Origin of the sequence: Pseudoalteromonas sp. US3C1004, assembly GCF_048401065.1 — a bacterium.
Classification (GTDB): domain Bacteria; phylum Pseudomonadota; class Gammaproteobacteria; order Enterobacterales; family Alteromonadaceae; genus Pseudoalteromonas; species Pseudoalteromonas undina.
In genome coordinates this window covers 1537890-1560448 of sequence record NZ_CP183073.1, presented here as the reverse complement: position 1 = coordinate 1560448, position 22559 = coordinate 1537890, and the positions used below count along the sequence as shown (strand labels likewise).

The following is a 22559-nucleotide window of genomic DNA, read 5'->3' as shown; positions in this document are numbered from 1 at the left end:
AGAAGTGTATTTTTACTGTTGAACAGAAAAAAACCTAGAAAGTTTAACTTAATTAAATATATATAAAACTTTAAAAATATCCCTTGCGTTATGACATAGTTTGTCACAGAATAGCGTTGATGTTATGACATAGTGTGTCATAACGCAGTGATTGCTATGGCCGATCAACAAAAAGAAGTCGCTCAGCAATAAATGTTATTTTTGGAGACCATGTATGAAACGTGTATTTTTGTTTTTATTAACTAACCTCGCGGTTATGTTGGTATTAGGTGTTGTGCTTTCAATCATAATGAGTGCGCTGGGCTTAAGCCATCGTAGCCTGGGTGGTATTTTATTAATAGCTGCTGTATTTGGTTTTGGTGGGTCGTTTATTTCTTTATATATGTCGAAATGGATGGCGAAAAAATCAACCGGTGCACAGGTTATTACTAAACCAAGTAACGAAACCGAGCAGTGGTTAATGAATACCGTTGCTACGCAAGCTAAAAAAGCCGGTATTAATATGCCGGAAGTGGCTATTTACGACAGCCCAGAAATGAACGCGTTTGCAACCGGCCCGAGTAAAAATAACTCGCTGGTGGCGGTAAGTACGGGTTTATTACACAACATGACCCAAGATCAAGCCGAAGCGGTGCTTGCGCACGAAGTATCGCACGTGGCTAATGGCGACATGGTAACGCTAACGCTTATTCAAGGCGTGGTTAATACCTTTGTTATTTTTGCCGCAAAAGTGCTGGCGGGCATAGTAGATAATTTTATAAATAGCGATGAAGAAGAGGGCGGCAGCAGTTGGACTTACTTCTTATTCGATATGTTATTCCAAGTATTATTTGGTGTACTAGCAAGTGTGGTGGTTGCCCATTACAGCCGCAAGCGTGAATTTGCAGCCGATAACGGCGCAGCTCAGTTGGTAGGCGCAGACAAAATGCGTTCAGCCCTTGAGCGATTAAAGCAAAACCACCCATCGCAATTAGAAGGCTCAATGATGGCCTTTGGTATTGCCAGTGGTAAAGGCATGGCTGAGTTGTTTTCATCTCACCCACCGCTTGATGCACGTATAGACGCACTACGACGTTAAAAAATTCAAGTTTTCACAGTACTTGTAAACAAAAAGCCTGCATTTGCAGGCTTTTTTATGTTTAATAGTTTTTATTGCGATTGAATAATGTCTGTAATGCCCTCTGGCGAGAGTATTTCAATCCAGTAACCGTCAGGGTCTTTAATAAAGGCAAGGCCTTTCATTGAGCCGCCATCTGGCTGTTTTACAAACTCCACATCGTATTTAGCAAAGCGTTCGCAGGCAGCGTATACATCCGGTACGCTAATACCAATATGGCCAAAGCCTTTTGGTTCTTCATTACCACTGTGATAACCGCTAAAGCTGTCGTCGTTTTCAGTACCCCAGTTATGGGTAAGTTCAATCAGAGCAGGGCGGCGAAACACCCATTGAGTTTTTTCTTTATCATCGCCTTTAGGCATATCTTGCTCGTAGCCTAAAAAGTACAAAGTAAACTCCATACCAGGAAAGTCGTACTTTCCTAATAGTTTCATGCCCAATACGTTTTCATAAAATGCCAGCGACGGTTTTGGATCTTTAATACGCAACATGGTTTGCTGCATCACAAAGCCCTCAGTGGCCTGTGCAATTTGCTCTGGAGATTCGTTATAGCTAGACATGAGATAATCCTTAATAAAATGACTGAAAAAACCTTAATGGATTTAAAAAGGCAGGGTATACGCTCATGATAATAAACAGCAGCAAAAATTAAAACCACCTTGCTAAATTACCTGCCAGTGAGCTGAATGTTTTATAAGCGAAAAATGGCATATTTAGAGATGCTGTTTATTTATACAGTAATGGTGTTTTGTCCAATATTACTGATCTCCACCATTTTGGGGTATCTCTGCATTTATGAAGTATGAGCTGTAGTTAACTAGTTGTTTACAGGTGTTTATTTGAGGGTTAAGATAAATGCAATGTAATATATGGACATTTGTCGGTTTATAAAACGACAGTTGTCGTAGACAAAGTTGTTATGTTTTATCCAAGAATAGAGTCAGATGAATAATCAAAAAAAGCTAAAGAAATATACAGGCTCTCTCCTTTCATCCCTATCAAGGTATATCAAGAAAGGGATGAATTTAAGTGCGACTGTCTATCCTGCAAATGATGAAGGCGCAATAATCGAGATATTGATCGAAGAGAGCAAAAAAAATGAAATAACAATCGTTGATTCTGTCCCTCGAATTAACGATACGCTGGAGAAAGTCGACCAACGCCTGATTGGCGGGAATATTCAGGGTGTTACGTTCCGCGGAACGAACCTTTATATGGACGGTAATCGAATTCTCATTATCAAAGGAGAAGATGCTCATAACGAATGGAGTAATGCTGCAGTATCAGAGGATGTAAAAAGAATCGTGTCTCCGAAAGGAGGCTCAGATGATTGAAAATATCAGGCAGGATGAAACCAAAGGTTCGGTCGATGAGCGACTTATGGTTCTTGAGAATTCTTTATTAAATCGCTGGGATAGATGGTTCGGAAAGAACCCTGGTGTTGTATTAGGCATTGTGGTTTTTACTTTAGCTAGCGGAGGCTGGGTTTTTCATACATACCAACTAGATTATGTTAAGAAGGATTACGAATCTCGCATAAGTTGGCTCAAGGAGCAAAATGCATTGGCACTAAAAAATGGCAGTGATAAGTGTTCGATTGAAAAGAATAAAATCGAAAGACAGTGGGAAAAATGCAGAGAAAACAACATAACAAATCAATCTAGTTCGCAGCCTTCGGCTGCTGGGACGCCGCAAAGCGGCGCCCCTAATTGAGGCGTTATGTTTCTATCGGAGTTTAGTCGTACATGGATGATCAAATGAAGAAATTAAGTCCTGCAGAATTAGCCGTTTTATGGCTTGCAAATAGCACGAACGAAGAAAAAAAAGATTCACCTGTTGTCTTAGCCTCTAACTCGACATTAACTTTAATGATCGTTTTAGCAAATGGTGTTGCAAAATTAGAAGACGAATCTATTGAACAAAAAGCATTAGACGTAATATCAAAGTACAGCCAAAATTTGGTAAAACACCTTAAAACAAGAGGTGGTTACATAAGATATGATCAGCCAGTCAAAAAGCTAATTGAAAACCTTGAAGAAATAGGTTTTCCAATTATCGATGAAAATCACATTATTTCCGAAAAAGATTCGAAGCGTTCAAAAGCATCTATTAGCTATGAGCTCGCAAACGAAGAATATGACCTTGCATTATCTTATCTAGAAGATAATGAATTATTAATTGATCCTCCTTGGTATAAATCTAAAGCCGCAGCAGTTCCTTTAATTGTATTATTAGGCTCAGTTCCTTTAGAAATCAATGTTAAAACAATGGAAGGTGAAGCTGTAACTACACAGATTAGTGCAAAGTTCTGGGATTATGAAAACAAGACAGACGGTGAAAATAGTGAAACTAAAGTTAATATCAAGATTGCTAAGTTTATTGATAAAGCAATCGGAAGCTTAAGTAAAGGCTTTGCAGATACGTGGAGCGAGAGTAATCCTGAGCGTATTGATAATTTAGATAAAGAAGAAAAGAAACATAACAAGTCAATTAAGCAGGACTAAAAACAGCAGGCTATTGCTCGTGCCTCGCTTATTTTAGCCATCAATTTTTAGCCTCTTATTGAGGCGTTAAGCGTCTAAGGAAAATTATGCTTCTAGCAATTCATAATGGGGAACGCAAAAGAGCAGAACAAGCGGCTAGCGGAGCAATTGGAACTTGCCCTTGGACGCAGCATCCTGTCAAAGCTCATGTTGGACTCCTAAGACAGTATTGGGCTTATGTAGGAGGGGCTCCAACCTTTACTAACGGATATGAACCTGAATCTGAGTGGCACTTAACTTGGAAAACACCAGTCCAAGATCAATATTGTGAAGTTATATTTGGCAATAATAATGAACATAGGGCCGATATTCTAGGCTCAAACGATACTGTAATCGAAATACAACGAAGTATTATTGATATTAGAGAATCTCGTGAGCGAGTAGAATTTTATCAACGTGAAACAGGAAAGCGAGTAATTTGGGTTGTAGATATTCAAGAATTTTGGAGGAAAAGGTTTCTCTTAGATGGCAAGCCAGACCGCGAAGGAAAGTACAAGGTCAGTTGGAAGCCAAAAAGAACTTGGCTTTGGGATTTGGCTGCTAATACTAAAACTAATTTATTTTTAGAATTTAACCAATCCAATGACAAGCTATTGCATGTTTGGGTTCATAATAAAGAGATGTTAGCTAAATTTATTGCGAAATCTGAGTTCTTTGAAAGATATATGCTTGGAGTAGCCAAGCCTGAATTTAGTGATATTGAATATGCAGTCACGGTATTACGAGGCAACGCTTAACAAGGCATTGCAGCGGACGAGCCGCTGAATGCGGCGTTAGGTAACTATGGATGGTCAACCTTCTTAATCAAGCATTACGAAGCAGAGATGTTAGAAAACTCGTAGAACCTCATTTGCACGAAGTTGTTTGGGATTCTGGCGTTGATGAAACCAGCGAGTGGGTAATGGCTTCATTTGAAGATCTAACTCATATCCAAAAATTGGAGTCTTGGTTAAATAGCAAAGAGATTTCGGATTCCATCGAAGTCATTTTAACCGATACTGCTTGGTCTGAACTTCAGCAAACAACTTGGGATGCTCTGCTTAAGAAACCAGACGATTACTTTAATCAAAAACATATGCTTGTAGTTGCAGCAGATCGCTCTTGGATAATGGAGTATACCCCACAACAGATAATTAGATTTGGGCGTTGGGTAAAAGTTACCTGCCGAGTTTGAATTGGCAGTTAATTGAAACGTGGACGGTGTCCACTTTATCGGGTGAAGATCACAAAAAACAGTTGGGTATTTTCACTCCGTTCAACATTTTAGCCAACAATTTTTTGCACTCTTAGTGCGGCGTCGTTATATGTAAATCAATAAGTAGGCATTATGCGGCTATAAACACTAGAAGAATTGCAAGCCAATCTTGATAAGGTGATTTCTGAAATTGATACGAATGAATTCGATGATGACCTTGTTAGGCAGTTTATAGAGCATCGTGTTATTCCATTAGCTTTTGGTGTTCACACGTATTCAAAAATGATTGTACGTAAGGTTGTGACAAAGGAAGAAGAGAGCAAGTTTAACAAGAACCTTAGTGTTTATAATCAAATTGAAAGCACACTAGCTCAAAGAGCATATGAGTATTCTACAGAAGAGTTGTTTAATCAGCTTGTCGCATGTAAGAAAATTTTGGATGCTAACATTCAAAATTAAAAAATATAACCAGGTAATCAAAGACCGCCCACAAAAGGGCCTGAGGGCTGGACCTCCACTGCTGTGCAGCTCCGGCCCTTTATCTCGGCGTTAGGCATTTAAACACTCAGCAATCACAGGATAATTATCAATGGGGAATAATGGTTCATCATTTAAGTTGTATGTTAAGCATTTAGGTGCTGCGTACTTGATTTATATAATTTTAGGGATGTTTAATTCACTACTATTTAAGCAAGGTATATACAACTTTGGGGCCTTTGATGAGGTTGAGATTAAGTTCAGACTTGCTCAAACTATAGATATTATTATGTTTATAGCGGTTATTTGGGCTTCATGGGCACAGTACTTAGTTACTAAAACGATAAACAAAAATTTTGCTCTCGTGGCACTACTTTTCAGGTTTGGAGAAGGGCTTCTCGGCTTTGTCGCAACAATCATTACATTGGCAGTGATAGCAGTTTTAAAGAATCCAGAATTTTCAACTGTATTTCAAGATGAGCAGCTGCATACATTAGCTAGCATATTTGTGAAAATAAGTGGCTCGATGTGGGATGTTCTTTTAATTATCATGGGTATTGGTGCCACGATTTTCATGTATTTGTTCTACGTTTCCAATTACGTACCTAAGTGGTTGGTTCTTTGGGGACTATTCACTTATATTTCGATGGTGGTGTATGGTTTTTCAAATATTGTTCTACTTAATCCACCTCAAGTATTGAGTTACTTCATGATGCCGGGAGCTTTTTTTGAAATAACGTTTGGCCTTTGGTTGTTAATCAAAGGAATAAACATCCAACCTGATAAAAATCATGCCTAACAAGGACAAATGTAGAACCAAAGAGGTCTGTAGAACCAAAGGGGCAAATCTTGACTTTAGACATCAAATTCATGCGGCAATCTTATAAGCTGTTTTTAAAATAAAATGCTGGTGGCTCACTATATAATTAATTTCTAAGTTAAATTTAAAGTAAAAGGAAGTTTTTATGAAAGGTATTAGACGTTTTTGGTTTTGGTTTACGCTAGTTGTGTGCCCATTGTTAATTATTTTAGGTGTGGCTACCTTTGCACAGTTATTAGGGCAGTACATGTATTCTCAGCAATTTAGTTTTTCGTCGCTGTTTAGCTTTCAAATTGCATTTATTGGTGGTGGTGTTTGTGCTTTTTCTGTATTTTTAAGCACATTAAAAGAAGCAAAAATACGCTTTTTTGCAAAATGAGGGGTTAATAAGGAAACTACGGTTGTTGGTGGGCTCGCTAGGTTTGCTTGGTTTTGAGCCTCTTTTAAAACGGGTGTAAAATTAACAGCTATTAAATGGACGATTCAAGGATGAACAAAGGATTATTAAAATCGTGGAATGACGATAAAGGCTTTGGCTTTATTAAATCAACCACACAGAGATGAATGTATTTATAAAATGGTTGATTTTAGCTGCATTAATTATTGCCGCTATTGCTTGTTATTCGTATGGTAGCACACTGGTTTATTTTTTTTATTATTGCGGGCTTTGTTTTTGAAATGGCGTTTTGGTTTAAGGTGTTTCCTATAAAAAAGAAATCATCATGATGGAAGTCGATTTTACTCACCAAAGAAAAACTTATGCCACACAGATAAATCCTTCATTATTTTGCTAGAGTAGTTATTAGTTTAAAAAAATAATGGAGTACTTAATCACTCCATTATTTGAAAGAACTTTAATTTAGTGAAATTATTTACTCTGTTTCAGCTTCTAAAGACTTTCTATCGTCTGCAAATAAACCTTTCCATTTGCTTGGAATATAGCTGTCGATTATTTTTGTTTCAGTATTTAGTTCTGCGAGTGAGTCTTTTAATCGAGCCATAGTTTTTGGTATATTTTGGCTAGTATCACCAACTACTGAGCGAACTAAGCTTTGACTAAGTTGATTGACAGAGATCCCACCAGACTGTTGTTCGAATGTGGTGTATACATCAACTTGATAACCTGTTTGATATTGAACAACACATATGAAGAACGTTGTTCTTTCACTCCATCCGCTAACTGATTTATCTGACTTCATAGTGAGAATAGGAGATTCACACTGAGGTATTTTCATAGCTGAACCTCCTGATGCTTGTGATAAAGCTGAGAATCCGCTCATCACGTTACCTAACTGTGTATTTTGAAATGGACTAACTAATTTAAAACGAGATGCTTTAATATATTAATTATGGGTGTCACTTTATGTTTTTGTTTAAAACATCATGTGCTAAATTTAATACAGCTATATTTACAGGGAAGATAACATGACAAAGCGATTACGTTTTTTATTACCATCAGTATTATTTTGTTTTGGAACAAGCGCGCTAGCAGCTGATCCGGTTCTTTATTACGGCGGAGATATTCTCACTATGGAAGGAGAAAAGCCGCATTATGAGGAAGCTTTAGTTGAGTCAGAAGGGCGGATTGTTTACCTTGGCAGCTTAGCGAAGGCCAGAGAAAAGTTTGACAATCTACAAAACAAAGACCTTCAAGGGAAAACACTTTTACCCGGTTTTTTGGATGCCCATAGCCATATGTACAATACGGGTTTAATTGCGCAATTGGCAAATTTATTACCTCCTCCCGATGGCCCCGGTGCAAATTTTAATAGTTTAGTGACAACAACCAAAAAGTGGATGGAGTCTGCTGAAGGGAAATTCATTATCGGAAAATTTGGTTGGGTGTTAGCTAATGGATATGACGATTCGCAGCTTAGCGAAAAACAACATCCAACTAAAGATGTTCTAGATAAAATTTCGTCTAAATACCCAGTGCTTATAATGCATCAATCGGGTCATCTAGCAAGTGTCAATTCTAAAGCTCTAGAAGTGGGTGGCTACACAAAGGATACCAAAGACCCCAAAGGCGGTGTAATTAGACGTTTGGCCGATAATAGTCCTAATGGCGTGCTTGAAGAAGCGGCTTTTTTTAATCTATTACTGCCTATTGTTGCCACTAAATCTGATGCTGAAGTACAACAGAGGTCCATTGAGCTTGCTCAGGTGGAGTATGCTAAAAATGGATATTTAACAGCTCAAGATGGCCGCACCACAGCGGATGCGACTTCGGCATTAGAAAGAGCAGCTCGTGAAAAATCGCTATTCATTGATGTTGTTTCATACCCTGACATTGTTTGGAATAAGTCAGCTGTTAAAGCCAAATTTTATAAATCAGATCGCAGTTATGTTAATCGATACCGAATAGGGGGTGTTAAATTAACTTTAGATGGTTCACCACAAGGAAAAACGGCTTGGTTATCATCACATTATCATACGCCGCCTGAGGGTAAACCGCTGGACTATAAAGGTTATCCTATCATGAGTGATGAGGTGGCCATTAAACATATAAACACTGCGTTTAAAAACAAATGGCAGATTATTGCTCACACCAATGGTGATGCCGCGATTGATCAATATATTAAAGCTATTAAAGTGGCTAAAAAAAGTTATGGGTATGATGATCACCGTAGCGTGATGATTCACGGCCAGACTTTACGTAAAGATCAAATCCCGGATTTAGTAGATTTAGGGATCTTCCCATCGTTGTTTCCTATGCACACTTTTTACTGGGGCGATTGGCATGTAGAGTCTGTTTTGGGGCACCCAAGGGCAGATTATATTTCGCCATCACGAGATGTAGTTGAAGCTGGTTTAACGGTTACTTCTCACCATGATGCCCCTGTGACATTTCCAAATTCAATGCGAGTGCTCGATGCAACGGTTAATCGTATTACACGTTCGGGTAAAGTATTGGGGCCGGATCAACGTTTAACGCCTTATGAAGGGTTAAAAACTTTAACACAATGGGCTGCTATTCAATACTTTGAAGAAACGAGTAAAGGTACGCTAGCTGAGGGAAAGCTCGCGGATTTCGTCATTTTAAGTAACAACCCTTTAAAAGTGGAACCACTGACCATTAAGGATATAAAAATAGTGCAAAGTATTAAAGAAGGTCATGTTGTATATTCAAATTGATATACAACATGAAACAATTTTAACGCTTAACTATACGACGGCTTTAGTCGCCGTCGTATTAAACCTCAGCCTTGAGGTGCAACAGTGAAGTTTGAGATTTAATGAATATTTATAAAACGTCTAATGGTTAATTCTTTGTAAAATTTTGTACCTTTTTTGTTTACTTTTTAATTTCATATGCTAATTTTTAAATGCTCGATTGAGCTAATAATAATCAAATTTAAGGATTGAAAATGAAAAATGTACTAAAAACACTATTTATTTGTGGTGCTGCGCTTACAGCTAACTCTGCTTTTGCAACTGATCTTGTTTGCGATGTATATCCAAATGGCTCGGGTGGAAACTCAATGAATGGAAGAGCAAACTGCTTTACCGTAGATTTTAGTTTTGGTAACCAGACTACAGGAAAGTACTATTTACAGAATATTTCAAAACCGATTAACAAGGTAATTTGGCAAGGCGATGCATCTTGCACAGGTGGAACTTCGTGTAATATGACTGTAAGAGCTTACAGAAGCTATAGTGCATCTGCTTTAATTTTGTATAAAGATGGGACCTATGAAACGACAAATACGTCTCGTATGAGCTATGAAACAGGTCATTAGTAATCATCGCTTATAATAGAAGAACAATATAGATCAGTATTTATTGTGAGAATGCATGTAGCGGCTTATTTTAGTCGCTATTTTTTTGGATAGCGTGTTAAACATATACAGATAAGGAGATACGATGAAACTGGCAATGTTGATGTCGTTTATGTTTTTTTTAATTAGTTGTTCGAGCTTAGCGACCAATAGCAAAGAATTAAGTAAATCTAAGCAAACTGAAGAGTTTATTACTCTTGTCAGTCATGCCAAAACCTATGACCTGTCTCATAATTGGGATGAAAATTCCCCAATAGCGTCCGTTAACCCAAAATACTCAATGGCACTTAATGCAACCCATGCTGATACACGTGGTACATTTGGTGATAACAATCAGCTCTCATTCACCTCAGAAATAATGCAATGGAGTGGTCACCATGGAGGTCCAACTATTGATGCGTTAGGTCATATTGGTCGAGATGGTTTACTGTATGGTGGAGTAGATGCGGCGCAAGCGACCAATGATCGCAGAGGAATAGGACGCAGTGGTGTAGGGAGTGACTTAGGAATTGATCATTATCCTGTAAAATTATTGAGTAACCGAACGGTATTACTTGATGTGGCTCGCTTTATTAACGGTGACGATACCCCATTGGCTGCAGATTTTGACATAACGGCGTCACATTTAAAAAGAACAGCAAAATCGCAAGGTGTAAAAATTAAAAAAGGCGACACTGTGTTTATTAGAACGGGGTGGGGGCAATATTTTGCTAATAGCCCACAGCAATATATTGCAGAACATGCCGCAGGCGTTGGTGTAAGTGGTGCACAGTTTTTAATAAAGGCTGGTGCAAGTGTTGTGGGTAATGACACCCTTACTTTTGAAAAACGCCCACCTATTGCTACAGAACCCTCATTTCAGGTTTTTCCGGTACATATGATGTTATTAGCAGATAACGGTATTTACATAATAGAAAACTTGTTCCTTGAGGAGCTAGCAAAAGAAAAAGTCTATGAGTTTATTGCCATTGTGCCGCCGCTTAAAATACGTGGTGGCACTGGCTCGGCATTACGCGTATTTGCACTTACAAGTAACTTATAGTTGAATAAAGAGTAAGGTTAATAGTGGTTACTGTTTTTATATACAGTGGTATCGTTTTTTGAAATAAGAAACATACACAAAGAGTATTTTTCTTTATCATGATAAAGCACAGGCTGTAAAATTAACAGCTATTAAATGGATGATTCAAGGATGAATAAAGGATTATTAAAATCGTGGAATGACGATAAAGGCTTTGGCTTTATTAAATCAACCACACTCCAACACGATACCTTTATACATATATCATCGCTCAAACATATGAGCCGTAAACCTAAAGTGGGTGACATTATCTATTTTGAGGTTGCGACTGAGCCTAACGGTAAAACTAAAGCTGTGAATTGCCGTATTGAGGGCGTACTTGCACAGCCACATATAAAAGCTTTAACAAGGCCGGTTAGATTAAGCAAAACGTCAGGTAAGAACTCACCTTTAATGAAACTCATAACGTTTGGTATTATTGTTAGTATTGGCTTTAGCGTGTATAAAACCGGTTTTTTAAATACCAAGCAAACACCTGTAGTGACTAACGCTAATTTAGAGTCATTTATGCCCGCTAGTTCAAACTCACTTACTAAAACACAGCAAGCATTTCGCTGTGATGGCCGCCAACATTGTAGCCAAATGACCTCGTATGCAGAGGCATTATTTTTTATTCAACATTGCCCAAATACTAAAATGGACGGTGATAAAGACGGAGAGCCCTGTGAACGGCAGTTTGGGAATAGGTAGTTTTTATATTGAGGTTCTTAATAAACTAAAAATTAGTTTTGGGCCCTTAGGGGGAATACGATTTTTAGTAATACAGTTATAAATAGCTGGTGGATTTAAAGCCATTTATCAAGGAGGTTGTTATGTTTAAAGTAATAATTGGATGTGCTGTTATATTTTCGTTTGTTTGTATGTTACTCGCTGCGGCACCTTTTACGCCTGCAATATCAGGTTCATTTATTATGCTGTTGTTTGCAGGGGCTATAGGTTACAAGGGCTATCTGCAATCAAGCTTAATACTGCTGTTAATTAATACGCTTGCAGTTATTGGCAGCCCAGCTACAGATATAGGCAACACCCAAACATTACTGTTTTTACCAATATTATTTTTAATCTCATTTGGTGGTGTTTTATTAGGCGTAAGAAAATTAATTTCAAAACACGTTTTGTAGACGAATGGCTTGCCAACGTTTGAGGCAAGCTTTTTATTGTTTTCCTTTTTCTATTCACATTCCTCATCGTTTTTTAAAAGCTCTTTTTAACAGAGATAAGCAATTTGAGTCATATAAGAGTAACCATCTAATAGATTTGACAGCGTTGTCATAAGTGGGTAGTGTCATTTTGTACATAAAAACAACAGCTAATTAAAAAACAATAACAACGCAAGCTCTTAGAGCTTAATAGCTTTGACGTCATAACATGGACTTAAAGCATAGCAATTTAATTTTTGGAGAATTTATGAAGTTAACAATTAAGAGGTTAACTGCGTTATTGCTATTATCAACCTTGTCAATGAGTGCGAATGCACAATTGTTGCAAACTAACTTAGCTAACTTTGCTGATAACGCCAAACTAGTCTTTGAAACAAAAGATAATTTTGATCAGGGCGAGGGCAAGCACCAAGCCGGTATTGCTATCACTAATAACTCAACTGTGGCTCTGCCGGCTGGAAAGAGTGATTGGCAAATTTATATTCACTATATCCGACTACTTGATAAAACAATTACAAAAGGGTTGTTGGTTGAGCATGTAATGGGTGATTTACATAGAATAACCCCAACAAAGGAGTTTAGAGGGCTGGCAGTTAATGAGTCGTTAGAGTTACTTGTTAATGGCAAGGTTTGGATAGTTAGCGATAGCGACTTTATGCCCAATGCATTTATTGTAAGCCCGGATGAAAATGGTGAGTTAAAAGCGGCTACGTTCGCAAATACCGCAACAGGTAATGCTAAAGATTATGTAAAACCGTTTGTTAAAGACAAACAATTGCTGCGATACAGTAACCCAACAGACTTGTTCCCCATTGCGAATGCAAAGCGACGTTTTGATAGAAACCGCCAAGATAAAGCGATGAAAGTGCATGCATTATCAGTAGAACAAGCTCAAACTAAAATTATTCCTACGCCAATTGATGTTAAAGAACTTGGTGGCAAAGTTGTTATTGATGAGCAATGGGCAATTAGTTACGCTGGCCGTTTATCTAGTGAAGGTAAATATTTAGCAGATGAATTTCAGGCAAACACGAGTATAAAGCTAGATGCTAAAGCGAATCATATTAGCCAGCCCGGTAAATCGCTTATTGAAATTAAAGTAGACCCGAGTATTGAAAATGGCAAAGCTGAGAGCTACCAATTAGCTATTAGTAACGACAACATAGTGATTATTGGCTCTGATAATGCGGGTGCCTATTATGGCATTGAGAGTTTACTTGCACTTATTCCTGCTAATTCAAAAACACAGAAAAGCGGTAAAGTAAATTTACCGCTGCTACAAGTGAAAGATAGCCCGCGCTTTACTTGGCGAGGTATGCATTATGATATGGCGCGTAATTTTCATTCTAAAAAGGTTACGTTGCAACTGATAGAGCAAATGGGAAGGTATAAACTGAATAAGTTACACCTGCATTTGACCGATGATGAGGGGTGGCGTGTCGAAATTCCTGATTTACCAGAACTCACTGAGATAGGTGGAAAACGCTGCTTTGATTTAAGTGAACAAAATTGTTTGCTCACTCAGTTGGGTACTGGCCCAAGTAGTGAAGGAGTGGGCAATGGTTTTTATAGTAAAGATGATTTTGTTGAAATTCTAAAATACGCTGCAGCTCGCCATATTGAGATTATTCCTGAAGTTGATATGCCTGGCCATGCCCGAGCAGCAATTAAATCAATGGAAGGCAGATACAATAAACTTATGGCAGAGGGTAAGCCGAAGCAAGCAAACGCGTTTTTACTCTCTGAGCAGGGTGATACGTCTGAATATTTAACAGTACAAAATTATACAGATAACTCTGTTAATGTGTGCCTTGATTCAACCTATCGTTTTGTTGATAAGATCGTTTACGAATTTGAACAAATGTATCGTGAAGCTGGGCTTAAAATAACTAAGCTCCATATAGGCGGCGACGAAGTCGGGCGTGGTTCTTGGACTGAGTCAGATGCTTGCAAAGTGCTATTTAACCAAGTAGATAATGGTGTTGCCGGGGTTAACGACCTTAAACCTTACTTTACAGCTCGAGTTGCTGAAATTCTAAATAAAAAAGGGATCAGCATGGGGGCATGGGAAGATGGCATGATGTCTGATGCGATCACGCCATTTAATCGCAAGTTGTATGGTGACAATGAGGTTATGGTAAACGCATGGGATAACATTTGGGAATTTGGAGTGGCCGATAGAGCTTATAGGTTGGCAAATGAAGATTATAAAGTGATTTTATCTTCAGCAACGCATTTATACTTTGATCACCCATATGAAGCACACCCTCAAGAACGCGGTTATTACTGGGCTTCTCGTTATACTAATACTAAAAAAGTATTTGGCTTTAAGCCAGATAACCTTTATGCAAATGCCGACTTTATGCTCAATGGTGCGCCTATTGTGAATCTTGAGGCGAAAGTTGGCCGAGAATTAATGGCGCTTAAAAAGCCAGAGAACATTCTTGGAATGCAAGGGCAAGTGTGGAGCGAAACAATTAGAACACCTAGCCAACTAAATGAAATGGTATACCCAAGGTTGATTGCTCTGGCGCAAAGAGCTTGGCATAAGGCAGCCTGGGAAAGTAACAATGATAGTGAGCAACAAGCAAAATCTTGGGCGCAGTTTGCCAGTGTGTTGGTACACAAAGAGTTTGGTCGACTTACACAAGATGACGTGGAATATTACTTACCAGTACCCGGTGGTCAAATAGTTAATGGTAAGCTCGAAGCTAACGTTGACTTACCTGAAATGGTAATTCAATACAGTGAAGATAATGGAGATAGCTGGCAAGAATACACTAAAAAGGTTTCAGTAGCTGGAGATGTTTTATTGCGCACTATAGCTATTGATGGTCGCTATAGCCGAGAAACGAAAGTAAATTAAAAATAAAAGGGGCGGTTTTAAACTGCCCTTTTATTTTATGAATACGCTAAAGAGGAGGTATCGAAACAAAGAAAAATGCAAGAAAGGAAATGTGTAAAATAGCCTTTCACATTTTTTTCCTCTAAAAGCAAAGCGTCTGTTAGTTCTCCTAGTGAATTAAGCCCTTATGTTTAAACCTAATGAGGTCAAAAACTAAAGCACCTCAAAAATAGCCGCAATGCCTTGCCCACCACCAATACACATTGTGACTAGCCCATATTTGCCATTAATTCGTTTTAGTTCGTACAAGCATTTGGTGGTTAGTATGGCGCCCGTTGCGCCAACAGGGTGCCCTAACGCAATTGCGCCGCCATTCGGGTTTACCTTATGCGCAGGAAAGTTTAACTCGTTAGCAACGCACAGTGCTTGTACTGCAAAGGCCTCGTTAGACTCAATCACATCCATATCGTCGATGGTTAAGCCGGTTTTTTCAAATACCTGTTGTACTGCAGGAATAGGGCCGATACCCATTAAAGTAGGATCAACGCCTGCTCTGGCATAACCCACTAAACGAGCGAGCGGTTTTAAGCCTTGGTCATTTGCTTTTTGCTCTGACATAAGTACCAACATGGCTGCACCATCGTTTATACCTGATGAGCTTGCTGCGGTAACGGTGCCATCTTTTTTAAAGTAGGGCTTTAAAGATGCAAGTTTATCGGCTGTGGTATCGGCGCGAACATGTTCGTCGGTGTCAAAAATGTGCGTCCCTTTTCGCGACTTGATTTCTACAGGCACAATCTGCTCTTTAAAATGACCTGCAGCAATGGCTTTTGCAGCTTTATTATGGCTGTTTGCTGCGTACTCATCTTGCTGCTGACGGCTAATTGAATATTTTTCTGCGATGTTTTCAGCAGTTATTCCCATAGGGTTATTATCCCATGGGTCTTGTAAGGTCGTGGTGAGCTCATCGACCATAGTGCTATTACCCATTTTTTGCCCCCAGCGATTACTTTCGAGGGTATAGGCAGAGCTACTCATGCTTTCTGCTCCTCCAGCAAGGGCTGCATCTACATCACCTAATTGAATTTGTTGTGCCGCTTGTATGATTGCTTCAAGTCCTGAACCACATAAGCGATTAAGCGTTACAGCGTGGCTGCTTATAGGTAACCCAGCATCTAGTCCAATGACCCTTGATAGGTAAGCATCTTTAGGGCCGTTATGAATAACTTTGCCTACCACACATGAACCAACTTGGTCAGGGGTAAGCTTAGACCGAGTTAGGGCTTCTTTTGCGCACAGTGTGCCAAGCTCAGCGGGGCTAAAATCTTTAAGGCTGCCACCAAAGCCACCAATTGCGGTACGAACCGCACTGAGTATTACTACGCTGTTGTTTGTATTTTGTGTCATTGCTGTTCTCTTATTATTTTTATAATCACTTTTGCTGAAATATGTTTAATAGACAAAGGAGATCAATACTTCTATTAACATCAAAGCATAACGTTTAAATAAACTAAAGGCGAGGTTGGGTTGAGCTGTACGTGTTTTATAATAAAGTGAAAGTAAAATAGGCGTGTGATAATTATATTTTTGTGTAAATTTATAAAATAGGGCTCTCGTTATGAGAGCCCACGGGGATTTATAAATCAATCATTTCAATATTAACAACTACATTTTTAAAACCAGCATCTTCAAACTCTTTTTTTAACTTTTCTGCACTTGAGTAATCACTAGCTGAAACACTTCGCTTACTTCTTTGGTTAGTGACAAGTGGGGTTTCATCACCAAAATAAACGCTACCAGCAAATTGGCTTTGTGCATAAAAGTGGCCTGTTAGGGTTGTTTTTTTAGGTCTTAAAACATGACTTAAATAGTATTGCATTGTTGATAAGCTTGTTTGTTGTATCATCCAAGGCCAATCCCATTTTTTATTCTCACCTGGTATATAGCGGTGTTCCCATTGATACTCAATGCTCTTTTCTTTACCTGCCCAACGGCCTATTACAAAATTAGCAGTGTCATTAGGTCTGTTTTCAGGATGGCTTAATAAAGCATTGCCTCCCCAACGCATAAAGCCATTTATTGATAGATCGTAAGTAATATCAGCATCGAATGAATAAGGATACGATATTGATGATTTAAACAAATCGACCTTTGCATTAAGCTTTGTAAATGCTGGTACATTGGTTCTTGCCTGTACAACAACACGTTCAGCTTCTGAGCCGCCGTTACTTGTTCCCCATGCTTGCTCTGCTGCTATAGTAACCGATAACGAAGTGTCTGATCCGCCAGTAACTGAAGGGGATTTCCATGTATTGGATAATGTAACAGACTCAGAAATACTGTAGTCATTTGTTTTAGACCAATTAGTAGCTGCATCGTATTCAATGGTAACGACTGACATCTGAGCTGCTGACGTGTCATTTACTGCAGGGACTGTTAGCGTTTTAATTAGTTCTTTGTCGGCAGCAACAATATCACCTGTTATTTTATATGATTCGTTATCCATCACATATTCAAAGTTAGATACGGTAATAGCTGACTTTTCATCACATCGATAACCATCACAGCTGCCCCCATTATAACCTTGTATTTTCCATCCAGAGCCCGCTTTAGATACCTCCATGTCATCACCCACATAGCTTGAGCGATTTCCACCAACCCACGCAAAACCCATTGTGTGAGCAAGATATGAAAGGGGTTTTATAAAATCCTCTTTTTGGTTTACTAAGTCCCATTCAATTTGGCTTTGACTGCCAGGCGCTACTTTTACGGAGCTTAATTTAGGGATCTCATTAATAGGATCGTTAGGGTAGCACCAAGAATTTACAGCAGACCCTTGTTTTATTTCACCTGCGTAGCCAGAGCCCATAATAACCCAGCCATTAGCTAATCCCGTTATTTGCCACTTACCCATTTTGTTAGTAAGTTCGTTTCTGTAGGTTTGCGCTTCAGCCTTTGTAATTAGTCTATTATCAGCTGAGCAAACTCCAGCACCTAAGCTTTCATTTTTAAGTTGATCTGGATAAATTGCAGTTGTATTAGCACTTACAAAACTTGTGTGTGACAACAGCAATAGAGGTATTATTTTTTTCATTAAGTTACATCCTTTAAAATCATATTTTAATTAGGCCCTAATTAAATAATCTAATTTTGGACCGATTTTGATTCTAAAGAACTCGCTATATTTTTATAGAGTGTTAAATGAAAGTTGGTTTTTCAAAAATATTAGTTGCTTAAATATTACAAAAATTCATTAAGACTATAGTGCTATTGTAGCTACATTTTTACCCCCTTGAGAGAGTACTCTAAAAAATCGATTAGATAGCGTGTGCTTTTTGGGATTAATTTATCAGGCCATATCAAGTTTACATCTCGTTTAATAGGTTTGAATTGCGTTAATACTTCAACCAAACTTTCGTCTTTTATATGCGGTAATAAACAATATTTTGGACCATAATAAACACCTCTTCCTTCAATGGCAGCTAAGGCACACATTTCTATATCGTTGGAAATAAAGTTGGGTTGAGGTTTGAAAATTACTTTTTCATTTTTATTTGCTTTAAAAGACCAATTTTCGAATGGCGAGCACGATATGTGGGGGAGTTTAGCTAAATCGTCAAAATTACTTGGTATGCCATATTGCTCAATTAAACTCGATGAGCAAGCTAAAACAAAGCTCATTTGGTTAATGACTTTACATATATTTTGTGAGCTATCTAATTTTCCGATTCTAATAGCTAAATCAAACTCGGTGGCTTTTAAATCAAGGCGTTCATCTGATAGCATCATATGAATTTTAATATTTGGATAAAGTAGGGTGAATTGATTTATAACGCCTGAGAAGTACACACTCTTTATAAAGTTTTGCGGCGCTATTAATTTAATTTTACTCACTTTATTTTCACTAGAGTTCTTAAAATTGCACAGCGTACTTTGTAAACCCTCTACGTGAGCTAAGCAATGGCTATAAAAGCTCTTTCCTGGCTCTGTTAATCGCAAACTTCCTTTTTCACGATAAAACAACGCTAAAGATAAGTCTTCTTCAAGTTTTTTTATTTTTCTTTGTAAAGTGGGTAAAGGAATATTTAACTTTACTGACGCTTCATTAAATGTTTTGTAATCATTTACTTTTATGAAAAGCGCGATTATATCAAGCAAGGTAAATCTCCTGTATAAATTTGAGGTATAAAATCGTATTTAGTACTTAATTATTGGTTAGATTCATAAAACTAATCATTTATTTAAAGTACCCATTAGTCCCTTTTGTGGCAACAAAAATTTTACCTTTGTATTAGAATATTTAATAAATTATTGTGATTGAGGATGTACTTACTTGATGTATTAGTAATTAGAGATTCTACAAATAGCGCTTTTTTGAAAATAAAAACTCAGTAGAAACAATGTGTAACATTTTACTATAACGTTTTAATAGACAAACAATAAGCTAGTAATTACGCTAGACACACTTTTTTGGTGAATAATCATGATGCATAGGATCTGATTACCTAAGTGGAATTTGCCATGATAAATCAACAGAACCGAAGGTATTAAAGATGAATATATTTATAAAATGGTTGATTTTAGCTGCATTAATTATTGCCGCTATTGCTTGTTATTCGTATGGTAGCACTACTGGCTTATTTATTTTTATTATTGCGGGCTTTGTTTTTGAAATGGCGTTTATGGTATTTCCTATAAAAAAGAAATCGTCATTGTAGAAAGCTATTTAACCGTCTTGAAAAATAAATTGTTTAAGTGGGCTTGCAGCTTTGAGCATAGAATAAATAATTAGTCTGCTATTACTTTGCTTAAATATTAGAAAGGCTGCATTTTTTGCAGCCTTTATAGTTTTATAAACTTAGTGGGTAACTCTATCGCCCCAAATGTCTTCTAGGCGGCTATCACGACCACAGCGCCAGCGATAGGTATTATAACGAATAGGGTTATTTTTATAGTAATCTTGATGATAACTTTCTTTGCCCTTTATCGGGTAAAAGGTTTTCGCATCAAGAATAGGGGTTACCACTGTTTGCTTAGTAAACTCACTAATAACGGCTTGTTTAGATTTTTGAGCTAGCTTTCGCTGTTCCTCATTAGCTACAAAAATTGCGCTACGGTAGCTTGGGCCTTTATCGCAGAACTGGCCTTTGGCGTCAAAAGGATCAATGTTAACCCAGTAATGGTTTAAAATATCTTGATAGCTTAATACGTCAGTGTTGTAGGTAACCAGAACGGCTTCGTAATGGCCGCGATGATTACCATTGTAAGTAGGATTTTTAATTTCACCGCCAGTAAAGCCTGAGAGCACATCGGTTACACCTTCGAGTTTTTCAAAGTCACTTTCCATACACCAAAAACAGCCTCCTGCTAAAATAGCTTGTTCGGTTTTAGCGTGAGCAAATGAGCTAGTCAAAAGTACGGCAGAAGTGACTGCAAATACGAGTGTTTTTTTCATAAAAATTATCCACCTAGTGTGTGAGTGCGTAAATGCTTGTTATAGTAGACCCGCTAACTGTAAATACTCTTTCATTGTGTAGCAGGTAACTTGTTTTAAACTCGCTTTATATAAAATGGACTCTATAAATGGAAACCAGTAATTCGCGTAATGAATTAACCACACTTTTGCAAACCAGTTTTGCTTCTTTAGGCTATAAACTGCCAAGCGCTGATGAACTCGTTTCTCATGACCACAATGCCCAATACCATGGCTATGCATTTACTTTAAACCAAAAACGCATAATTTACAGAAAGGCTAAAGTTACACCCGACAGACCTGGCGCTTTTTTAGCACTATGGAAACGCCCAGGGGATTGTAGAAATAATAAGCCAATTCCGTTAAATGATGAGTTTGATTATTTACTCGTAGAAGTTACCAGCGAAGGTTTAACTTCTACGAACAACCAAGTTACAAATATTGAACGAGGCTTGTTCATGTTCCCCGTAAATGTATTACTAAAAAAAGGCATAGTGAGCTCTTTAAACACTAAGAGTAAAACAGCTTTTAGAGTGTTTCCACCTTGGAGCGAAAGCAGAGCCTTAAAAGGGACTGGCACATTTAGTAATTCTGCTAAAGTTACTCAGCGTTGGCAATGCGATTATTTCTTAAAGCAAGATCAAAATAAATTAATTGATTTATCTAAGTTAAACAAAATTTTAGCTAACGCTGTTTAAATTTGAACTATTAAGTCACTTTACCAGCATTGTTTTATATAGGGTTGTTTACTAAAGTGAGATCATACAGTCATACGAATATTAGGTAAGATATGAACCAGTTAACCGAAAAATCAATTAGTTGCCCTTACTGTGGAGAAACCATAGAAGTATTAATTGATGTGGCTGATATTGATGAGCAATACATAGAAGACTGCCAAGTGTGTTGTAAGCCTATTTCGTTTGTCGTATTTGAAGATAACGACGAACTCAATGTAAATGTATACAGTGAAGATGAGGCGTTTTGAATATTTAGTGAAAGTTGGTGAACCGAACTTTTACACAAATCTAAGCTGAAAATTCAGTAACTTTAATTTTTCTTAATGATATTGGTTGTATATGATACCAAAGTGTTTTAAATGCCATGCTAAAATTTCATTATCGTGGTTTATTCTATCTTTAATGTCGACTCGTTATAGATGTATTCGTTGTGGCTCATTGCATGAATTTACAAATCGTCACCGTTACTTAGGTGTCTTTTTTGTTTTGCCATTGATTCTTTTAGTTAATTTGACGGAGAGTTTTATAACTTCAGATGTGCTTAGAGTGATTTTATTAATTTGCGTAGCTGTTTTTATCATGATCTTAATACCTGGACAACACCAGTTAAGTGTAAAAGATGATTTGGAAATTAAAAAAAAGAAATAAGTTGTCATATCTACAAATATTACATTAACACACGATCTATATGGATATAAAAATGCATAAAATTATAATATGTCTTGCTATTTTAATTACGCTGATCTATTCACCTTTACTTTATTCGAAAGAGAATGATATTCAGTTTAAATGGAAGTTAATTGAAGTTATTGCATCAGATATAGATACAATAAATATTGATGATGGTAATTTTTTTAAAATTGATAACTCAGGTATTCTCCAAATAATGAAAAAACATGGGAATAGATACTACCCTTACACAAGGGAAGGCAAAATATTACATGTAACTTCGGGAGAAGTAGTCAGAAAATGGGAAGTGCTACATGTTGATGAGCATAACCTACGTCTAGACTCCCCACTCGGTATTTATGTTTTAAAACGTTAATAATGAAAATTTTAATGCTTTTTTCTATTATAAGTACCTTACTGATTTTGCTGTTCACGCGCTAATTGGTTAGGAAGCAACTCCTCCACAATTTCTCTCGCTGGTAAGGTGTAACGTACGCCATCAAACATAACCGATGTGAACTCATCAATATTAGTAATGCCGGTGAGAGTCCAACCTTCACCACGTTTTGGGCAGTAAACAGTAGTAGTTGGCTGTATTACTTTAAAATTGTCGCTCATAGTTTATCTTAATTAATGCTTGTGAATACGATATGGTAAGTTAAT

At 37.6% G+C, this 22559-nt stretch carries 26 protein-coding genes; 19 read left to right on the top strand and 7 right to left on the bottom strand.

Annotated features, from left to right (window positions below; translation table 11 throughout):
• Positions 1-214 precede the first annotated feature (214 nt).
• Positions 215-1078 carry a protease HtpX gene (gene htpX, locus ACNSN3_RS07265; RefSeq protein ID WP_138606147.1) on the top strand — a complete coding sequence of 288 codons (864 nt, stop codon included), beginning with the start codon at positions 215-217 and terminating at the stop codon, positions 1076-1078.
• Positions 1079-1149: 71 nt separating this feature from the next.
• On the opposite strand, the gene gloA is transcribed toward htpX, so the two are convergent.
• Positions 1150-1677: a lactoylglutathione lyase gene (gene gloA, locus ACNSN3_RS07260; RefSeq protein ID WP_128583810.1), complete on the bottom strand. Its 528-nt coding sequence runs from the start codon at positions 1675-1677 to the stop codon at positions 1150-1152.
• A gap of 384 nt (positions 1678-2061) precedes the next feature.
• On the opposite strand from gloA, the gene ACNSN3_RS07255 reads away from it, so the two are divergent.
• The 8 genes from ACNSN3_RS07255 (at position 2062) to ACNSN3_RS07220 (ending at position 6531) form a co-directional block, all read left to right on the top strand.
• Positions 2062-2451 (top strand): hypothetical protein, encoded by a 390-nt coding sequence (locus ACNSN3_RS07255; protein ID WP_418608943.1) that lies wholly within the window; start codon positions 2062-2064, stop codon positions 2449-2451.
• Positions 2444-2830, top strand: coding sequence for a hypothetical protein (locus ACNSN3_RS07250; RefSeq protein ID WP_418608941.1), 387 nt, complete (start codon positions 2444-2446; stop codon positions 2828-2830). The genes ACNSN3_RS07255 and ACNSN3_RS07250 overlap by 8 nt, the downstream gene beginning before the upstream one ends.
• A gap of 44 nt (positions 2831-2874) precedes the next feature.
• The gene (locus tag ACNSN3_RS07245; protein WP_418608939.1) at positions 2875-3621 is read left to right on the top strand and encodes a hypothetical protein; all 747 of its coding nucleotides are present in this window, start codon (positions 2875-2877) and stop codon (positions 3619-3621) included.
• 86 nt (positions 3622-3707) lie between these two features.
• Positions 3708-4397: a hypothetical protein gene (locus tag ACNSN3_RS07240; RefSeq protein ID WP_418608937.1), complete on the top strand. Its 690-nt coding sequence runs from the start codon at positions 3708-3710 to the stop codon at positions 4395-4397.
• 50 nt (positions 4398-4447) lie between these two features.
• Positions 4448-4834 carry a hypothetical protein gene (locus ACNSN3_RS07235; RefSeq protein ID WP_109874625.1) on the top strand — a complete coding sequence of 129 codons (387 nt, stop codon included), beginning with the start codon at positions 4448-4450 and terminating at the stop codon, positions 4832-4834.
• Positions 4835-5011: 177 nt separating this feature from the next.
• On the top strand, positions 5012-5314 hold the full coding sequence (locus tag ACNSN3_RS07230) for a hypothetical protein (RefSeq protein ID WP_418608935.1): 303 nt from the start codon (positions 5012-5014) through the stop codon (positions 5312-5314).
• A gap of 130 nt (positions 5315-5444) precedes the next feature.
• A complete protein-coding gene (locus ACNSN3_RS07225) occupies positions 5445-6131 on the top strand; it encodes a DUF4386 domain-containing protein (protein ID WP_109874627.1) in 687 nt (228 codons plus the stop codon).
• Between the two features lie 166 nt (positions 6132-6297).
• Positions 6298-6531, top strand: a complete 234-nt coding sequence (locus ACNSN3_RS07220; RefSeq protein ID WP_418608933.1) for a hypothetical protein — start codon at positions 6298-6300, stop codon at positions 6529-6531.
• 493 nt (positions 6532-7024) lie between these two features.
• Here ACNSN3_RS07220 and ACNSN3_RS07215 read toward each other — a convergent pair whose 3' ends face one another.
• The gene (locus tag ACNSN3_RS07215) at positions 7025-7387 is read right to left on the bottom strand and encodes a hypothetical protein (protein ID WP_131724684.1); all 363 of its coding nucleotides are present in this window, start codon (positions 7385-7387) and stop codon (positions 7025-7027) included.
• Positions 7388-7577: 190 nt separating this feature from the next.
• On the opposite strand from ACNSN3_RS07215, the gene ACNSN3_RS07210 reads away from it, so the two are divergent.
• The 6 genes from ACNSN3_RS07210 to ACNSN3_RS07185 all read left to right on the top strand — a co-directional run bounded on the left by ACNSN3_RS07210 (position 7578) and on the right by ACNSN3_RS07185 (position 15038).
• Positions 7578-9287: an amidohydrolase gene (locus ACNSN3_RS07210; protein ID WP_418608931.1), complete on the top strand. Its 1710-nt coding sequence runs from the start codon at positions 7578-7580 to the stop codon at positions 9285-9287.
• A gap of 233 nt (positions 9288-9520) precedes the next feature.
• Positions 9521-9892, top strand: a complete 372-nt coding sequence (locus ACNSN3_RS07205; protein WP_054200959.1) for a hypothetical protein — start codon at positions 9521-9523, stop codon at positions 9890-9892.
• A 124-nt stretch (positions 9893-10016) separates the two neighbouring features.
• Positions 10017-10973 carry a cyclase family protein gene (locus tag ACNSN3_RS07200; protein WP_418608929.1) on the top strand — a complete coding sequence of 319 codons (957 nt, stop codon included), beginning with the start codon at positions 10017-10019 and terminating at the stop codon, positions 10971-10973.
• A gap of 150 nt (positions 10974-11123) precedes the next feature.
• Entirely contained in the window at positions 11124-11702 is a 579-nt protein-coding gene (locus ACNSN3_RS07195) for a cold shock domain-containing protein (protein WP_138594965.1), read from the top strand.
• 122 nt (positions 11703-11824) lie between these two features.
• The gene (locus ACNSN3_RS07190; protein WP_054200956.1) at positions 11825-12133 is read left to right on the top strand and encodes a DUF6419 family natural product biosynthesis protein; all 309 of its coding nucleotides are present in this window, start codon (positions 11825-11827) and stop codon (positions 12131-12133) included.
• Between the two features lie 286 nt (positions 12134-12419).
• Entirely contained in the window at positions 12420-15038 is a 2619-nt protein-coding gene (locus ACNSN3_RS07185) for a family 20 glycosylhydrolase (protein WP_418608926.1), read from the top strand.
• A gap of 192 nt (positions 15039-15230) precedes the next feature.
• Here ACNSN3_RS07185 and ACNSN3_RS07180 read toward each other — a convergent pair whose 3' ends face one another.
• The 3 genes from ACNSN3_RS07180 to ACNSN3_RS07170 all read right to left on the bottom strand — a co-directional run bounded on the left by ACNSN3_RS07180 (position 15231) and on the right by ACNSN3_RS07170 (position 19175).
• Positions 15231-16424 carry an acetyl-CoA C-acyltransferase family protein gene (locus tag ACNSN3_RS07180; protein ID WP_418608924.1) on the bottom strand — a complete coding sequence of 398 codons (1194 nt, stop codon included), beginning with the start codon at positions 16422-16424 and terminating at the stop codon, positions 15231-15233.
• Positions 16425-16653: 229 nt separating this feature from the next.
• Positions 16654-18111, bottom strand: a complete 1458-nt coding sequence (locus tag ACNSN3_RS07175) for an aerolysin family beta-barrel pore-forming toxin (protein WP_418608922.1) — start codon at positions 18109-18111, stop codon at positions 16654-16656.
• A gap of 182 nt (positions 18112-18293) precedes the next feature.
• Positions 18294-19175 (bottom strand): LysR family transcriptional regulator, encoded by an 882-nt coding sequence (locus tag ACNSN3_RS07170; RefSeq protein ID WP_010390037.1) that lies wholly within the window; start codon positions 19173-19175, stop codon positions 18294-18296.
• Between the two features lie 395 nt (positions 19176-19570).
• Here ACNSN3_RS07170 and ACNSN3_RS07165 point away from each other — a divergent pair, with 395 nt between their 5' ends.
• Positions 19571-19735, top strand: a complete 165-nt coding sequence (locus tag ACNSN3_RS07165; RefSeq protein ID WP_418608920.1) for a hypothetical protein — start codon at positions 19571-19573, stop codon at positions 19733-19735.
• 140 nt (positions 19736-19875) lie between these two features.
• Here the strand turns inward: ACNSN3_RS07165 and msrA are convergent, their stop codons facing one another.
• Positions 19876-20472 (bottom strand): peptide-methionine (S)-S-oxide reductase MsrA, encoded by a 597-nt coding sequence (gene msrA, locus ACNSN3_RS07160; RefSeq protein ID WP_418608919.1) that lies wholly within the window; start codon positions 20470-20472, stop codon positions 19876-19878.
• Positions 20473-20600: 128 nt separating this feature from the next.
• On the opposite strand from msrA, the gene ACNSN3_RS07155 reads away from it, so the two are divergent.
• The 3 genes from ACNSN3_RS07155 to ACNSN3_RS07145 all read left to right on the top strand — a co-directional run bounded on the left by ACNSN3_RS07155 (position 20601) and on the right by ACNSN3_RS07145 (position 22272).
• Positions 20601-21188 carry a MepB family protein gene (locus ACNSN3_RS07155; protein ID WP_418608918.1) on the top strand — a complete coding sequence of 196 codons (588 nt, stop codon included), beginning with the start codon at positions 20601-20603 and terminating at the stop codon, positions 21186-21188.
• A 92-nt stretch (positions 21189-21280) separates the two neighbouring features.
• Positions 21281-21475, top strand: coding sequence for a CPXCG motif-containing cysteine-rich protein (locus ACNSN3_RS07150; protein WP_075169218.1), 195 nt, complete (start codon positions 21281-21283; stop codon positions 21473-21475).
• A gap of 452 nt (positions 21476-21927) precedes the next feature.
• The gene (locus tag ACNSN3_RS07145) at positions 21928-22272 is read left to right on the top strand and encodes a hypothetical protein (protein ID WP_418608917.1); all 345 of its coding nucleotides are present in this window, start codon (positions 21928-21930) and stop codon (positions 22270-22272) included.
• Positions 22273-22310: 38 nt separating this feature from the next.
• Here ACNSN3_RS07145 and ACNSN3_RS07140 read toward each other — a convergent pair whose 3' ends face one another.
• Positions 22311-22514 carry a hypothetical protein gene (locus tag ACNSN3_RS07140; RefSeq protein ID WP_075169221.1) on the bottom strand — a complete coding sequence of 68 codons (204 nt, stop codon included), beginning with the start codon at positions 22512-22514 and terminating at the stop codon, positions 22311-22313.
• Between the last annotated feature and the right edge of the window lie 45 nt (positions 22515-22559).

What these genes read in the sequence shown, in the direction of transcription:
- ACNSN3_RS07155 (WP_418608918.1), top strand. Translation starts at nt 20,601, where the DNA reads ATGGAAACCAGTAATTCGCGTAATGAATTAACCACACTTTTGCAAACC.
- ACNSN3_RS07140 (WP_075169221.1), bottom strand. Translation starts at nt 22,514, where the DNA reads ATGAGCGACAATTTTAAAGTAATACAGCCAACTACTACTGTTTACTGC.
- gloA (WP_128583810.1), bottom strand. Translation starts at nt 1,677, where the DNA reads ATGTCTAGCTATAACGAATCTCCAGAGCAAATTGCACAGGCCACTGAG.
- htpX (WP_138606147.1), top strand. Translation starts at nt 215, where the DNA reads ATGAAACGTGTATTTTTGTTTTTATTAACTAACCTCGCGGTTATGTTG.
- ACNSN3_RS07185 (WP_418608926.1), top strand. Translation starts at nt 12,420, where the DNA reads ATGAAGTTAACAATTAAGAGGTTAACTGCGTTATTGCTATTATCAACC.
- ACNSN3_RS07200 (WP_418608929.1), top strand. Translation starts at nt 10,017, where the DNA reads ATGAAACTGGCAATGTTGATGTCGTTTATGTTTTTTTTAATTAGTTGT.
- ACNSN3_RS07240 (WP_418608937.1), top strand. Translation starts at nt 3,708, where the DNA reads ATGCTTCTAGCAATTCATAATGGGGAACGCAAAAGAGCAGAACAAGCG.
- ACNSN3_RS07245 (WP_418608939.1), top strand. Translation starts at nt 2,875, where the DNA reads ATGAAGAAATTAAGTCCTGCAGAATTAGCCGTTTTATGGCTTGCAAAT.
- ACNSN3_RS07250 (WP_418608941.1), top strand. Translation starts at nt 2,444, where the DNA reads ATGATTGAAAATATCAGGCAGGATGAAACCAAAGGTTCGGTCGATGAG.
- ACNSN3_RS07210 (WP_418608931.1), top strand. Translation starts at nt 7,578, where the DNA reads ATGACAAAGCGATTACGTTTTTTATTACCATCAGTATTATTTTGTTTT.
- ACNSN3_RS07205 (WP_054200959.1), top strand. Translation starts at nt 9,521, where the DNA reads ATGAAAAATGTACTAAAAACACTATTTATTTGTGGTGCTGCGCTTACA.
- msrA (WP_418608919.1), bottom strand. Translation starts at nt 20,472, where the DNA reads ATGAAAAAAACACTCGTATTTGCAGTCACTTCTGCCGTACTTTTGACT.
- ACNSN3_RS07235 (WP_109874625.1), top strand. Translation starts at nt 4,448, where the DNA reads ATGGTCAACCTTCTTAATCAAGCATTACGAAGCAGAGATGTTAGAAAA.
- ACNSN3_RS07180 (WP_418608924.1), bottom strand. Translation starts at nt 16,424, where the DNA reads ATGACACAAAATACAAACAACAGCGTAGTAATACTCAGTGCGGTTCGT.
- ACNSN3_RS07175 (WP_418608922.1), bottom strand. Translation starts at nt 18,111, where the DNA reads ATGAAAAAAATAATACCTCTATTGCTGTTGTCACACACAAGTTTTGTA.
- ACNSN3_RS07195 (WP_138594965.1), top strand. Translation starts at nt 11,124, where the DNA reads ATGAATAAAGGATTATTAAAATCGTGGAATGACGATAAAGGCTTTGGC.
- ACNSN3_RS07225 (WP_109874627.1), top strand. Translation starts at nt 5,445, where the DNA reads ATGGGGAATAATGGTTCATCATTTAAGTTGTATGTTAAGCATTTAGGT.
- ACNSN3_RS07145 (WP_418608917.1), top strand. Translation starts at nt 21,928, where the DNA reads ATGCATAAAATTATAATATGTCTTGCTATTTTAATTACGCTGATCTAT.
- ACNSN3_RS07190 (WP_054200956.1), top strand. Translation starts at nt 11,825, where the DNA reads ATGTTTAAAGTAATAATTGGATGTGCTGTTATATTTTCGTTTGTTTGT.
- ACNSN3_RS07150 (WP_075169218.1), top strand. Translation starts at nt 21,281, where the DNA reads ATGAACCAGTTAACCGAAAAATCAATTAGTTGCCCTTACTGTGGAGAA.
- ACNSN3_RS07220 (WP_418608933.1), top strand. Translation starts at nt 6,298, where the DNA reads ATGAAAGGTATTAGACGTTTTTGGTTTTGGTTTACGCTAGTTGTGTGC.
- ACNSN3_RS07215 (WP_131724684.1), bottom strand. Translation starts at nt 7,387, where the DNA reads ATGAAAATACCTCAGTGTGAATCTCCTATTCTCACTATGAAGTCAGAT.
- ACNSN3_RS07165 (WP_418608920.1), top strand. Translation starts at nt 19,571, where the DNA reads ATGAATATATTTATAAAATGGTTGATTTTAGCTGCATTAATTATTGCC.
- ACNSN3_RS07255 (WP_418608943.1), top strand. Translation starts at nt 2,062, where the DNA reads ATGAATAATCAAAAAAAGCTAAAGAAATATACAGGCTCTCTCCTTTCA.